Source organism: Novispirillum itersonii (assembly GCF_014205675.1).
In the GTDB taxonomy this organism is placed as follows: Bacteria; Pseudomonadota; Alphaproteobacteria; order Rhodospirillales; family Rhodospirillaceae; genus Novispirillum; species Novispirillum itersonii_A.
Window position 1 is genome coordinate 200,647 of sequence record NZ_JACIIX010000002.1, and the last position, 13,228, is coordinate 213,874.

Below are 13,228 nucleotides of genomic sequence, written 5' to 3' on the forward strand. Positions count from 1 at the left end.
CCGTTGTCTTTGCTCCAGACGGGCTTATTCGTCGTAGCTGGCCAGCGTGGCGACCGGCACATCAAGGCGGTCCCGGCCATGCAGGAAGTTCAGCTCGACAATGGCGGCAACGCCGACCACCTCGGCCCCGACCTTGCGGAACAGCTGCACGGCAGCATTGGCGGTGCCGCCGGTGGCCAGCAGGTCATCCAGCACCACCACGCGCTGGCCCGGTTCCACCGCGTCAGCCTGAATCTCAATGGAATCAGACCCGTATTCCAGATCGTAATCATACCGCACGGTGGCACCCGGCAGCTTGTTGCGCTTGCGCACCATCACAAAGCCGCAGCCCAGCTTCAGGGCCAGCGGGGCGGCGGTCAGGAAGCCGCGTGACTCGATTCCGGCCAGAACATCGGGGCGCCAGCCCCCGACCACCTTGGCCAGACGGCCCATGGTCACCTGCCACGCATCCGGATGACGCAGCAGGGTGGAGATGTCATAGAAGTTGATCCCCGGCTTGGGAAAATCGGGAATCGACCGGATATGTTCTTTGATGTCCATCGCGGAATCCTGAGGCGTCAGCAGGCTGAATAAAAAGGGGAAACGGCCCTGCCGTGCCCGATGGTCCGGGCGGCGCGGGGCCAGACCGGCGGATCGTACTGATTTGGGCGCGATTGGCAACAGACTTGCAACGCCACCGTCATGGCAGGCGATGCCAACTATACAGAAAGTGTTTTTCCAGTTACCTTTACAGGTGGCGGGACAGCATGTGTCCGGCCTATCGCGCACTGTCAAAAGAGTCAGGCCAGCCAATGGCGGATACGCAGCTTACAACGGAAGATGTGCGACGGCTTCTACAGGAACCGTCAGCGGGTGTGCGGGCGGAGACTGCCGGCAAGCTGGCCCGTCAGTTCGATGACCGCAACCTGTCGGAGACGGAGCGCCGCATCGCCGAAGATATCTTCCGGCTGATGGTCAAGGATGCCGAGGTCCGCGTGCGGGAAGCCCTGTCGGAGAACCTGAAGGGCAACCCGATGGTGCCCCACGATGTTGCCGTGGCGCTGGCCCGGGATGTCGGCAGCGTGGCCCTGCCGGTGCTGGAATTTTCTGATGTCCTGACCCCGGCGGACCTGATTGATATCGTCCGCATCAAGGATCCGGAGCGGCAGAAGGCGGTTGCCCGCCGCCGGGTGGTGCAGTCCGACGTGGCCGATGCACTGGTCGAGGACGGCGGGGCGGATGTTGCCGCGACGCTGGCCGCCAATCCGGGGGCTGATCTGCCGGAAACCACCATGCTGAAGATGGTGGAGAAATTCGGTGATGATGAACGGGTGCAGTCGCCGCTGGTCAACCGGTCCTATCTGCCGGTGACGGTGTCGGAACGTCTGGTCCACCGGGTGTCGGAAGCGCTGCGGGATCATCTGCTGCGCAATCATGAGCTGCCGTCCGATCTGGCGGCGGATCTGGTGCTGCAAAGCCGGGAACGCGCCACCATCACCCTGTCCAGTGAATCCTCGGAAGACGAGGTGGACCGTCTGGTCCGGCAGATGGCCGAGCATGACCGCCTGACCCCGTCGATTATCGTCCGGGCGATCTGCATGGGCGATCTGAAGTTCTTCGAATACTCCATGGCGCTGAAAAGCGGTGTGCCGATCGTCAATACCCGGGAACTGATCCACGACAGCGGTGTTCTGGGGCTGAAGGGCATTTATGAACGGGCCGGTCTGCCGATGACCATGTTCCCGGCGGTGCGGGCGGCGATTGATGTGGTGGCCGAAGCCGATTATGACGGTGAAAGCAATGACCGCGAACGCTATCAGCGCCGGGTTCTGGAACGGGTGCTGACCCAGTACGATGATCTGGGTGTGCAGTTTGAAAGCGCCGATCTGGAATATCTGCTGGGCAAGATGGATAAGCTGGCTCCGCTGGCGTAACCGGCGTGGCCCACAGTGTGATCCGGGAAGGGGGAGGTCTCAGGGCCTCCCCCTTTTTCCTGTCCGCTGCCTGCCATCCGCTGTGTCCGGGGCGGGGTGTTGACGGTGCGGCGGTGGCCGGGGTATAGAAAAACTGCTCTGGCGGAGCTGAATGGCACAGGCGAACGCGGCAGGTGACTGCATCAGGCAGGCCCTGAGGTGCCGGAAAACTACTTGCCCCGAATGCGGGACGGCCTCCCGTGGAGGGAGCAGTATGGTTTACCGCCTGATGTATCCGATCTTTTCTGATGTTATCTCAGCCGCCCTGCGGAGGGTCCGTCATGCAGGATGAAGCCCTCTTCCTGCCGGTGGCGGCAGCCTATGACCGCTGGTCTTCCTTCTATGACGCCTACGACAATCCAATGGTTTTTGGTGCCTCTCAGGTGGTGGACGATCTGTCTGCGACCGTTGGCGGCAAGGGGGTGGTGGAGTTCGGCTGCGGGACCGGCCGCAATCTGGCTCACCTGAAGCGGGGCGGGGCGAAGGACCTGATCGGCTGTGATCTGTCGCTGGGCATGCTGGAACAGGCCTGGGCCCGGGATCCGCACTTTCTCCTGTTCCGGCAGGATATGGCGCAGCCGGTGCCGCTGGCGGATCGCTGTGCGGATCTGGTGCTGTTCTGTCTGACGCTGGAGCATGTCGGCGATCTGACCGGCCCGCTGCGGGAAGCCCGGCGTCTCCTGCGGGAGGGTGGGGAGATCGTGATGATTGAAATCCATCCGTTCCTGTCCCTCAACACGGTCAGTGCCCATTTCCGTGACGGCGACAGCCTTGTGCGGATGCCGACCTTTGCGCATCAGTTTTCTGATTACATCGCCGCCTGTGCCGCCGCTGGCCTGACTTTGCGGGGGTGCCGCGAATGGCGGCCCTGTGATTTTCACGGGCCGGTCCCGGAGAAAGTGTTCAAGCGCGGGGCGGAAACCCCGCTGCTGGTCCAGCTGACGGCAGCCCCGGCAGGGACCCTGTAGGGCGCTTACCGGTCAAACCGGGTGGCCATCAGGATGGATGTCTGAGTGCGGTCAACCCCGGTGACCGCCCCGATGCGGTCGGTGACGGCATCCATGGCATCCATGGTTTCGGTCGTTACCTCGGCGATCATGTCAAACATGCCACTGATGGTGTGCAGGGCCCGGACTTCCAGAATCTGGCGGATGGCGTGGGCGACCCGGGCGGCGTGCTTGGGTTGCACGCTCAGCATCACATGGGCGCGGATCATCCGCTGCGAGAAGTCATCGGTCAGGCGGATGGTGTAGCCGCCGATCACCCCGGTTTCCTCCAGCCGCAGGATCCGGCTCTGCACCGTGCTGCGGGAAATGCCGAGGCGGCGGGCCAATGCGGCGGTCGGTTCCCGGGCATTGGCGCGCAGGGCATCCAGCAGGCGGCGGTCGAGGTCATCAAGCATTTCGCCAGAAACTCCGTCATTTTGATCTGTCTTACCGCGCACTATGGCAGAATGAGGCCTTCAGATCGACTGTTTTGCGTTTCAGAATGGGTCTTAACAGGCAGGGAGAACCATCCGGTGCCCCTGCTGACAGAACGCAAACAGGAGGTTCTCATGCGTGACATTCTGCTTCTCGGCGGTGGCAAAATCGGGGAAACCATTGTCGATCTGCTGACCGCGACCGGCGATTATGCCGTGACCATCGCTGACCAGAATGACGCCGCGCTGGCGCGCCTGCCGCAGCGCCCGAACATGAAGACGCTGGTGCTGAACGCTGCCGATACCGAGGCCCTGCGGGCGGCCATGAAGGGCCGTTTCGCCGTTCTCAGCGCCCTGCCGTACACCCTGACCATCGAAGTGGCCCGCGCCGCCCGTGACCTTGGCGTGCATTACCTCGACCTGACCGAAGACGTGGCCTCCACCCGTGCCGTCAAGCAGTTCGCGGTGGAAGGGACCTCGACCTTCATCCCGCAGTGCGGTCTGGCCCCGGGGTTCATCTCGGTGGTGGCGCATGATGTGGCCAGCCGCTATGACACCCTCGACAGCGTCAAGATGCGCGTCGGCGCGTTGCCGGTGTATCCGCACAACGCCCTGAAGTATAACCTGACCTGGAGCACCGACGGCCTGATCAACGAGTATCTGGAGCCGTGCGAAGCTGTGGTGGACGGTGAAAAGGTGCTGGTGCCGCCGCTGGAAGAGCTGGAACACCTGTCCCTCGACGGCGTGGAATACGAAGCCTTCAACACCTCCGGCGGTCTCGGCACCCTGTGCGATACCCTGTCGGGCAAGGTCCGTACCCTGAACTACCGCTCGATCCGCTACCCGGGTCACCGCGATATCATGAAGGTTCTGCTTCAGGACCTGCGTCTGGGCGAACGCCGTGATGTGCTGAAGGACATCATGGAACGGTCGATCCCGGCCACCCCGCAGGATGTGATCGTGATTTTCGTCACCGTCAGCGGTTACCGCAACGGCCGCCTGCTTCAGGAAAGCTATGCCAACAAGGTGTATGGCCGCATGGTCGGCGATACCTTCCGTTCCGGCATCCAGATCACCACTGCCGCCGGGATCTGCACCATGCTGGACCTGCTGCATGAAGGCAAGCTGCCGTCCCGTGGTTTCGTGAAGCAGGAAGATGTCGATCTCGCCACCTTCCTGTCCAACCGCTTCGGCAAGGTCTATGCCCAGAACGAAGGCGGTGCCGCCGCCGGGGTCGGGGCCGGATCGAAGGCGGCCTGATCGCCTGCCCGTCTCTGCGGAAAGGGGGTGTCCGGAAACGGACGCCCCCTTTTCCTTTATGGATACCGGGGGTAGAGTTCGGGATAAGAGGGCTTCCAAAGAAGCCGGGAGAGGAGTGTCCCATGGCGCGCGATATCCTGTATCTGCTGCATCCGGCCTTTGCGTCGGAAACGGGGGTCCGGCAGTTCTGCCCGGACTGCATGATTGTTGAAGGCCTTCTGGCGACGGTGCCGGGCCTGCGGGAGGGATTGGACATCCGCTATGTCGATTTCCCCCGCCCGCGTCAGGCGATTGTTGATTTTGTTGGCCCGGAGAAACAGGGGTGCCCGCTGCTGATCCGTGATACGCCGCAGGGCCGGACGGTGACCGAGGACATGACGGAGATCCTGACCTGTCTGGTGCATGCCCATGGCGTGCCGGCGGCCCGGGGCCGGGTGGTGCTGTGAGCCGCCGGTCCGGCCACCCGCCTAAAAAGGACCCGGCGGCCCCGAAAGGGTTCTGGGCGATCCTGCGCAGCCTGTCGCGGACGGTGTGGCTGGTCGGCTTTATCAGCCTGCTGAATGATGCCGCCAGCGATATGGTCTATCCGCTGGTGCCGCTGTATCTGGCGACGGTGCTGATGGCCGGGCCGTCGGCGCTGGGCCTGATTGAAGGGGTGGCGGATGCCACCTCCAGCCTGCTGAAGCTGGTGTCGGGGATCATCAATGACCGGACCCGCCGCAGCAAAGGGATGATCCTGCTGGGGTATACGCTGGCCGGGATGGCGCGGCCGCTGATGGTGCTGGCCACCGGCTGGGGCGGTATCATGGCCCTGCGCTTCATGGACCGGCTGGGCAAGGGCCTGCGCAGTTCGCCCCGCGATGCCCTTCTGGCGGCATCGGTCAGTGATGCCAACCGGGGGATTGCCTATGGCCTGCACCGGGCGATGGACAACACCGGGGCGGTGATCGGTCCGCTGGCGGCGGCGGGGCTGCTGGCCCTGAGTGTGCCGATCGAGACGATTTTTCTGCTGACCATCATTCCGGCGATGGCGGCCATTGCGCTGGCCGGATTCATCACCGAGCCGAAGGGCTATGCCCCGCCGCCCCGGGCGGCGGTCGATTGGTCCCTGTCGTCGATGCCCAAGCGGTTCCGGCGGTTTCTGGTGGTGCTGGGGGTGTTCACGCTGGGCAAATCCTCCACCATGTTCCTGCTGCTGCGGGCGTCGGAGCTGGGGGTGACGCAGGCACAGATTCCGCTGCTGTGGGCCGGGGTGTCGGCGGTGGCGGTGGTCTTCGGCACGCCGCTGTCTGCCCTGTCGGACCGGATCGGGCGGACTCCGGTGCTGATCGGCGGCTGGATCCTGTTTGTGGTGATCTATCTGGCCTTGGCCGTCAATGGCGATGGGCCGGTGCTGATTGCGCTGTTTCTGGGCTATGGTCTGTTTCTGGCTGCCAACGAAGGGGTCGAGCGGGCCTTTGTCGCCGATATGGCCCCGCCGGAGCGCAGGGGAACAGCGTTTGGCTGGTATAACCTGATCAGCAGCTTTGCCCTGTTGCCGGCCTCGTTTCTGTTCGGGGTTATTTACGAAGATCTGGGCCATGCCGCCGCATTCAGTCTGTCGGCAGGGTTGGGGCTGGTTTCGTTGCTGCTGTTCTGGCTGTGGGTGCTGCGGACCCGCGACTGAGCGGGCCGGGGCGTGGAAAAGAGGGGGAGGTCAGGAATGGCGGTGGAAAAGAGGCCGGTCCCGGCGGGGCTGTTGATTGAGGCGTTGATGCCGCGCTGGAATTTCCGTGACAGCTACCGGCGCGGCCTGACCGATCCGGGCCGGGGGCTGCCGCCGGTTCTGCTGGCCCAGCGGATTTTCAGCCGGACCCCGGGGTGGGTGGAACGGCTGATGGATCTGCGCAATGCGGTGGTGCGGCGGCTGGGCCTGAAAGATGTCGGGCGGCTGGGCCAGCCCCAGCCGGAGCGGGAAGCGGTGGCGCTGGGCGAACGGCTCGGCCCCTTCACCGTTTACGCCCAGTCTGAGACGGAGGTGGTGTTCGGCGAGAAGGACCGGCATCTGGATGTTTTCATCTCCGTCAGCCGTCGGTCCGAAGGGGCGGAGACGGTTGTGTATGTCACCACCAGCGTGGTGATCCACAACGTCCTCGGGCGGCTTTACATGCTGCTGGTCGGCCCGGCCCACCGGGTGATTGCCCCGGCAGTGCTGCGGGCCGCCCGGCTGTAATCCGGCCAGCCCTGTATCCGGTCAGACCGTCAGGGCCTCCAGCCCGAAGGCGCCGAGCAGCCGTTCGGCACCCACGGTCGGGGTCAGGGTGCCGTCCTGCACCGCCTGTTCCATCTGCGGGATCAGGGCGGCCACCTGCGGGTGGGTTTCAAAGGCGTGCAGCAGCCGTTCCTGCAACATTGCCCACATCCACGTCTTCTGCTGGCCGTGCCGCTTGGCGGTCAGTTCGCCGCTGGCGGTCAGGATCCGGCGGTGATCGCGGATCTTTTCCCACAGGGTGTCAAGGTTGCGGTTGTTCAGGCCGGACATCATCACCACCTGTGGCGTCCAGTTGCTGCTGGCCGGGGTCAGGATGTGCAGGGCATTCTCGTAATCCCGCTTGGCGGCCCGGGCTTTCAGGTCCTTCTCATCATCCACCTTGTTGACGGCGATCAGGTCGGCCAGCTCCAGGATGCCTTTCTTGATGCCCTGAAGTTCGTCCCCGGCGTTGGGCAGCATCAGGACCAGAAAGAAATCAACCATGTCGGCGACCATGGTTTCGGACTGACCGGTGCCGACCGTTTCCACCAGAACCACATCGTATCCGGCGGCCTCGCACACGATCATGGTTTCCCGGGTTGCCCGCGCCACCCCGCCAAGGTGGCCGGAGGTGGGGGAGGGGCGGATGAAGGCGCGTTCATCCGCCGCCAGCCGTGCCATGCGGGTTTTATCACCAAGAATGGACCCACCGCTGCGGGACGAGGTCGGATCGACCGCCAGCACCGCCACCTTCAGGCTTTCGGCGGTCAGGTTGCAGCCAAAGGTCTCGATGAAGGTGGATTTTCCGACGCCCGGCACCCCGGAAATGCCGATCCGGTGCGCTTTCCCGGCATGGGGCAGCAGCCGGGTCAGCACCTGCTGGGCCATCACCCGGTGGCGCTCCGCCCGGCTTTCGATCAGGGTGATTGCCCGGCCCATCATCGCCCGGTCCCCGGCAAGAACACCGGCTACGTAGTCATCGACGGTCGGCATGGCGATCGGCATGGCGGTTTCCTTACTGTGGCAAAAAGGGGAAAAAACCGGTCTTTTGGTATATAAGGTTATAGTATCGTTAACTGTGAAGACGGTAAGTGCGGGGTTTCCCCTGCGGCTTTACCGTACCGAAAGCCCGCCCCGAAATCCACGGAGGGCCCGTCTGTGTCTGTGACCCGTCGCCTGAGATCCGCACTGTATCTTGTGGTGACCGTCCTTGGCGTTGTCCTGTTTTCAGCGACAGGCCGGACGGCAGAGGTCTGGCATGTGCTGATGGATGACCGTTTTCCGCCGTATTCGTGGATGGATGGAGGTCACCCTGCCGGGTTGGATACCGAGATTGTCCATGCGGTGCTGACCCGGATCGGGGTAACCCCGGAGTACGAGGCGATGCCGTGGAACCGGGTTCTGAAACGGCTGGATCTGGGGGGCTACGATCTGGCCTTCCAGTTCGTCGAGACCCCGGAGCGGCGGGAAAAATACCTGCTGGTCGGGCCGTTCCGGATGGGCCGCACGGTGGTGATGGTCCGGCGGGGTCATCCCCTGCGGTTTGAGAGCATGGGGGATCTGACCGGCCTGCGGGTGGTGACGGTGCAGGGCTTCGCCTATACCGCCGATTTTGATGCCGCCACCGGCTTTACCCGGATCCCGGTGAATGACGTGACGCTGGGGGTGAAGATGCTCGCCGCCGGGCGGGCCGATGCGATGATCGGGGATATCTGGAGTCTGTCGGCAGCGGCGGACAGTCAGGGGCTGTCCGGGCAACTGCTGATTCTGCCCGACAGTCTCAGCGAAGTGGGGCGGCATGTGATCATCCCCAAAGGTAAGGCGGAGAAGGCGGCACGGTTTGCCGACGGGCTGGACCAGATCCGGGCCGACGGCACCCTTCAGGGCATCGTCAACCGCTGGCTGAATCCGGCGCTGGTGCAGTTGCCGCAGTGAATATCCACCCGCCGGGTCCGTCAGGGCCACGGCGGGTGGAGGGTGCGGTTACGCCGCTTCGGTATAGCCGAGCTGGGTGTTCAGTTTGGCCAGCAGATCCTGCGCCGCCACACTGATTTTGGTGCCGGGCGGGAAGATCGCCGCCGCACCGGCATCATACAGGGCATCGAAGTCCTGCGGCGGGATCACGCCGCCGACGACGATCAGGATATCCTCACGGCCCAGCTTCTTCAGCTCCTCGCGCAGTTCCGGCACCAGTGTCAGGTGACCGGCGGCCAGCGACGACGCGCCGATGACATGGACATCGTTTTCCACCGCCTGACGGGCGGTTTCCGCCGGGGTCTGGAACAGCGGCCCGATATCGACGTCGAAGCCCAGATCGGCAAAGGCCGTGGCAATCACCTTCTGGCCCCGGTCGTGCCCGTCCTGCCCCATCTTGGCAATCAGCACACGCGGACGGCGGCCATCGTTCTTCTCGAATTCGGTGACCAGCGCCCGGACCTTGTCGAAGCTGTCGTCCACGCCCTTGACCTCCTTGGAATAAACCCCGGAAATGGCGCGGATGGTCGCCTGATGGCGACCATAGACCTTTTCCAGCGCATCAGAGATTTCGCCGACGGTGCACTTGTTGCGGGCGGCATCCACCGCCAGCCCCAGCAGGTTGCCGTCGCCGGACGAGGCGGCATGGGTCAGCGCCGTCAGGCAGCTTTCCACCGTCTTCGGGTCGCGTTCGGCGCGCAGGCGTTGCAGTTTCTCGATCTGCCGGGCCCGCACCGCCGAGTTGTCGACCTTCAGCACGTCCAGCGCGTCTTCGTTTTCCAGCTGGAACTTGTTGACGCCGACCACGGTCTGCACCCCGGCATCAATCCGGGCCTGCGTGCGGGCGGCGGCTTCCTCGATCCGCATCTTGGGAATCCCGGCTTCGATGGCCTTGGCCATGCCGCCCTGTTCCTCGACCTCCTGAATGTGCTGCCACGCCAGATCGGCGAGGTCACGGGTCAGGCGTTCGACGTAATAGCTGCCGCCCCACGGGTCGATCACCCGGGTGGTGCCGCTTTCCTGTTGCAGGAACAGCTGGGTGTTACGGGCGATGCGGGCGGAGAAGTCGGTCGGCAGGGCCAGCGCCTCGTCCAGCGCATTGGTGTGCAGCGACTGGGTGTGGCCCTGCGTCGCCGCCATCGCTTCCACGCAGGTGCGGGTGACGTTGTTGAACACGTCCTGCGCTGTCAGCGACCAGCCGGAGGTCTGGCAGTGGGTGCGCAGGCTGAGCGACTTGTCGGACTTGGGGTTGAACTGGCGGATCAGCTTGGCCCAGATCATCCGGGCGGCACGCATCTTGGCCACTTCCATGTAGAAGTTCATGCCGATCGCCCAGAAGAACGACAGACGCGGCGCGAACTTGTCGATATCCAGCCCGGCGGCCATCCCGGCGCGGGCGTATTCCACCCCGTCGGCCAGCGTATAGGCCAGTTCCAGATCCGCTGTCGCCCCGGCTTCCTGCATGTGGTAGCCGGAGATGGAGATGGAGTTGAACTTCGGCATATTCTGCGAGGTGAACGCGAAGATGTCCGAGATGATCCGCATCGACGGCTGCGGCGGATAGATATAGGTGTTGCGGACCATGAACTCTTTCAGAATGTCATTCTGAATGGTCCCGGACAGCAGTTCGGGCTTCACGCCCTGTTCCTCGGCGGCGACGATGTACAGCGCCAGCACCGGCAGCACCGCACCGTTCATGGTCATCGACACACTCATCTGGTCGAGCGGAATACCGTCGAACAGGGTGCGCATGTCATAGATGCTGTCAATCGCCACCCCGGCCATGCCGACGTCCCCGGCAACGCGCGGATGGTCGGAATCATAGCCACGGTGGGTGGCAAGGTCGAAGGCCACCGACAGGCCCTTCTGACCGGCGGCAAGATTGCGGCGGTAGAAGGCGTTGGAATCTTCGGCGGTGGAGAACCCGGCGTACTGCCGCACGGTCCACGGCTGTTGCACATACATGGTCGGGTAGGGGCCACGCAGGAACGGGGCCACCCCGGGATAGGTCTGGAGGTGATCCAGACCGGCCAGATCGGCGGCGGTGTACAGCGGCTTCACCGCCAGCGTTTCCGGGGTCTGCCACAGCAGGGTATCGAGGTCGGCACCGCTTTCGGCGCGGGCCTGTGCCTGCCAGTCGGCCAGCGAGCCGCCCGCAGCCGCAGAGAACGGGATGGAGGAGAAATCAGGGATCCGGGTCATGGCTCAGTTCACTCCCAGATGGCGGTGGGCGGCGGTCAGGGTGGCAAGGGCATCGCAGCCCATGAAGATGTATTCGCTGGCTCCGGCGGCGTCATAGGCTGCCTTGGCCTCGGCAGCCGGGCGTCCGGCCACATACAGGCGGGTGGCCCCGGCGCCTTTCAGGGCGGCCAGCATGGCGGCGGCCCCGCCCTCATACTGGTCATCCGTTCCGCACAGACAGGCGATTTTCGCGCCGCTCAGGCGGAAGGCGGCGGCAGCGGCCTCCGGGCTGTCGAAGCCGTCGCTGCTGATCGCCTCGATCCCGCCCGCCTCAAAGAAGTTGCGGGCATAGGTGGCGCGGGCGGTATGCTGGGCGACCCCGCCCATGTTGGCCAGAAACACCGACGGACGGGTGCCGTTGATGGTCGCCACTTCGTCCGACGCATCGCGCAGGGCCTCGAAATCCTCGGCGAAGCGGTGGTTCGGCAGCGGGTCAATCCGCAGCGGCGTCCCGCCCAGCGCGGCGGTCAGGCCACCGAGGGTGCCGGTGCGGGCGGCGTTATAGAACTGATCGAGCGTGCTGAAGCCTGGGGTCCGGTCCACATGCTTCAGGCGGGCCGCCATCCCCCGGCGCAGTAGGACGCGGTCGGCGGGGGCGACATCCACCGGGGCTTCCGACAGGTTGGGGAACTCGTTGATGCCGGTCAGCTGATCCTTGCGGCGGGCGATATTGGCCCGGCGCTCATCCCAGGTTCTGGCCAGTGCGGCGGCAAGGGAACCATCCTGCAACACGGCGGCGATGCCCCCGGCCTTCTCGATGTTCTGGAACTCTTCCCACGCCCGTTCCGCCAGCTGGCGGGTCAGGGTTTCGACAAACCATGATCCCCCTGCCGGATCGACCACCTTCGCCAGATGGGATTCTTCCTGAAGGATGATCTGGATGTTGCGGGCAACACGGCGGCCGAACGCGGTCGGCAGGCCAAGGGCGGACTCATAGGAGGCGGCGGCGACACTGTCCGCCCCGCCAACCCCGGCGGCAAAGCTGGTGACGGTGACGCGCAGCAGGTTGACCCATGGATCGCGCTGGCTGAGGACCCGGCGCGCGGTTTCGGCGTGGATCACCATCTTTCCGGCGTCAGCAGCGGCACCGCAGGCGGCGGTGACCTGCGCCCACAGCAGACGGGCGGCGCGCAGCTTGGCAATGCCGCTGAAAAAGTCGGTGCCGACCGGCAGGGTGAAGCTGATCTGGCGGCAGGCGGTGTCAATGTCGATCCCGGCCTCGGTCATCGTCCGCAGATAGGCAACGCCGGTGGCCAGCATACAGCCCAGTTCCTGCGCCTCGGACGCCCCGGCATTGGACCACGGCTCGCCGGACACGCCGACGGCGGTGACCATCGGAAACTCTTCCGCCGTCCGGGCCGCCACGGCGGCCATGTCGTTCAGCGACTTTTCCAGCCCCTGCGGCAGCCAGCCGGTGGCGGCCAGCGTGCCGACCGGATCAATGTTATAGGCACCCCGCGCCAGATCGGCCCCGACCCCGCGCTTGGTCCAGACATCGGCCAGCATGGCGGCGGCGGCAACGGCCCCGGCTCCGGCTTTCAGCGCTACCGGACAGATATCCAGCAGCACCCCGGCCAGCGCGGTGTCGAGATCATCGGCGGTGGCAATCATGATACCGTCAACACCGGCCAGACCTTCGGCGGCGTCGGTGTCGGGGTCCAGACCGGCATGGGCGGCGGCATCAAGGCGCAGCACCACGGAAGAGACACCGCGTTCCAGATCTTCCAGCGCTTCCTTGGAAACCTGCCGCACGTCAGGATGGGTAAATTCCTGGCGGATATCCCACCCTGCCTGACGTTGCCCCAGGGCGTGGGTGCCCCGGGTGTAGGGTGCCTGACCGGGCAGCCCGGCCGCATCGGCGGTGGCCGCCGGGGCATCCTGCCCGTACAGGGGCTGAAGGGTGATGCCGTCATACAGGCGGGTGGTCAGCTTCCTGTCGAAATCCGCCCCTTTCAGGGCCTTTTCCACCACTTGCCGCCATGCGGATTCAGTCACCGGGGGAAAGTCCGGGGTCAGGGAAAAGGGTGTCTGGCTCATCTGGTCTTACGCTGCCTTCTTGTCGCTCCCTCTGCCGGGGTTTCCCCCGACCCCTCAGTTGTACCATATCGGCGGAAGGAGTGCGATGTGTGGGGGTATTCTGAATTTTGGGAA

Annotated in this window: 12 protein-coding genes; 7 read left to right on the forward strand and 5 right to left on the reverse strand. The window is 64.6% G+C overall.

Features of this window, described 5'->3' with window-relative positions:
* Nucleotides 1–24 precede the first annotated feature (24 nt).
* Complete coding sequence (locus FHS48_RS04130) at nt 25–540, reverse strand: adenine phosphoribosyltransferase (protein WP_184261703.1); 516 nt, start codon at nt 538–540, stop codon at nt 25–27.
* A 251-nt stretch (nt 541–791) separates the two neighbouring features.
* Between FHS48_RS04130 and spbR the strand changes: the two genes are divergently transcribed.
* On the forward strand, nt 792–1,913 hold the full coding sequence (gene spbR / locus FHS48_RS04135; protein ID WP_184261705.1) for a SpbR family protein: 1,122 nt from the start codon (nt 792–794) through the stop codon (nt 1,911–1,913).
* Nucleotides 1,914–2,233: 320 nt separating this feature from the next.
* Nucleotides 2,234–2,920 carry a class I SAM-dependent DNA methyltransferase gene (locus FHS48_RS04140; protein ID WP_184261707.1) on the forward strand — a complete coding sequence of 229 codons (687 nt, stop codon included), beginning with the start codon at nt 2,234–2,236 and terminating at the stop codon, nt 2,918–2,920.
* 5 nt (nt 2,921–2,925) lie between these two features.
* On the opposite strand, the gene FHS48_RS04145 is transcribed toward FHS48_RS04140, so the two are convergent.
* A complete protein-coding gene (locus FHS48_RS04145) occupies nt 2,926–3,354 on the reverse strand; it encodes an Lrp/AsnC family transcriptional regulator (protein ID WP_184261709.1) in 429 nt (142 codons plus the stop codon).
* 153 nt (nt 3,355–3,507) lie between these two features.
* Here FHS48_RS04145 and FHS48_RS04150 point away from each other — a divergent pair, with 153 nt between their 5' ends.
* The 4 genes from FHS48_RS04150 (at nt 3,508) to FHS48_RS04165 (ending at nt 6,844) form a co-directional block, all read left to right on the forward strand.
* On the forward strand, nt 3,508–4,632 hold the full coding sequence (locus FHS48_RS04150; protein ID WP_184261711.1) for a saccharopine dehydrogenase family protein: 1,125 nt from the start codon (nt 3,508–3,510) through the stop codon (nt 4,630–4,632).
* 122 nt (nt 4,633–4,754) lie between these two features.
* Nucleotides 4,755–5,078, forward strand: coding sequence for a DUF3088 family protein (locus FHS48_RS04155; protein WP_184261713.1), 324 nt, complete (start codon nt 4,755–4,757; stop codon nt 5,076–5,078).
* The gene (locus tag FHS48_RS04160) at nt 5,075–6,298 is read left to right on the forward strand and encodes an MFS transporter (RefSeq protein WP_311769076.1); all 1,224 of its coding nucleotides are present in this window, start codon (nt 5,075–5,077) and stop codon (nt 6,296–6,298) included. The genes FHS48_RS04155 and FHS48_RS04160 overlap by 4 nt, the downstream gene beginning before the upstream one ends.
* Nucleotides 6,299–6,334: 36 nt before the next feature.
* Complete coding sequence (locus tag FHS48_RS04165; RefSeq protein ID WP_184261715.1) at nt 6,335–6,844, forward strand: DUF2867 domain-containing protein; 510 nt, start codon at nt 6,335–6,337, stop codon at nt 6,842–6,844.
* A gap of 21 nt (nt 6,845–6,865) precedes the next feature.
* On the opposite strand, the gene meaB is transcribed toward FHS48_RS04165, so the two are convergent.
* Nucleotides 6,866–7,867: a methylmalonyl Co-A mutase-associated GTPase MeaB gene (gene meaB, locus FHS48_RS04170; protein ID WP_184261717.1), complete on the reverse strand. Its 1,002-nt coding sequence runs from the start codon at nt 7,865–7,867 to the stop codon at nt 6,866–6,868.
* Nucleotides 7,868–8,020: 153 nt separating this feature from the next.
* Between meaB and FHS48_RS04175 the strand changes: the two genes are divergently transcribed.
* On the forward strand, nt 8,021–8,797 hold the full coding sequence (locus FHS48_RS04175; protein ID WP_184261719.1) for a substrate-binding periplasmic protein: 777 nt from the start codon (nt 8,021–8,023) through the stop codon (nt 8,795–8,797).
* A 48-nt stretch (nt 8,798–8,845) separates the two neighbouring features.
* Here the strand turns inward: FHS48_RS04175 and scpA are convergent, their stop codons facing one another.
* Entirely contained in the window at nt 8,846–11,038 is a 2,193-nt protein-coding gene (gene scpA / locus FHS48_RS04180; protein ID WP_184261721.1) for a methylmalonyl-CoA mutase, read from the reverse strand.
* A 3-nt stretch (nt 11,039–11,041) separates the two neighbouring features.
* Nucleotides 11,042–13,072 (reverse strand): methylmalonyl-CoA mutase family protein, encoded by a 2,031-nt coding sequence (locus FHS48_RS04185; protein WP_311769077.1) that lies wholly within the window; start codon nt 13,070–13,072, stop codon nt 11,042–11,044.
* Between the last annotated feature and the right edge of the window lie 156 nt (nt 13,073–13,228).

Coding starts and splice junctions, on each gene's coding strand:
- FHS48_RS04145 (WP_184261709.1), bottom strand. CDS start 3,354: ATGCTTGATGACCTCGACCGCCGCCTGCTGGATGCCCTGCGCGCCAAT.
- FHS48_RS04165 (WP_184261715.1), top strand. CDS start 6,335: ATGGCGGTGGAAAAGAGGCCGGTCCCGGCGGGGCTGTTGATTGAGGCG.
- meaB (WP_184261717.1), bottom strand. CDS start 7,867: ATGCCGATCGCCATGCCGACCGTCGATGACTACGTAGCCGGTGTTCTT.
- FHS48_RS04130 (WP_184261703.1), bottom strand. CDS start 540: ATGGACATCAAAGAACATATCCGGTCGATTCCCGATTTTCCCAAGCCG.
- spbR (WP_184261705.1), top strand. CDS start 792: ATGGCGGATACGCAGCTTACAACGGAAGATGTGCGACGGCTTCTACAG.
- scpA (WP_184261721.1), bottom strand. CDS start 11,038: ATGACCCGGATCCCTGATTTCTCCTCCATCCCGTTCTCTGCGGCTGCG.
- FHS48_RS04140 (WP_184261707.1), top strand. CDS start 2,234: ATGCAGGATGAAGCCCTCTTCCTGCCGGTGGCGGCAGCCTATGACCGC.
- FHS48_RS04150 (WP_184261711.1), top strand. CDS start 3,508: ATGCGTGACATTCTGCTTCTCGGCGGTGGCAAAATCGGGGAAACCATT.
- FHS48_RS04155 (WP_184261713.1), top strand. CDS start 4,755: ATGGCGCGCGATATCCTGTATCTGCTGCATCCGGCCTTTGCGTCGGAA.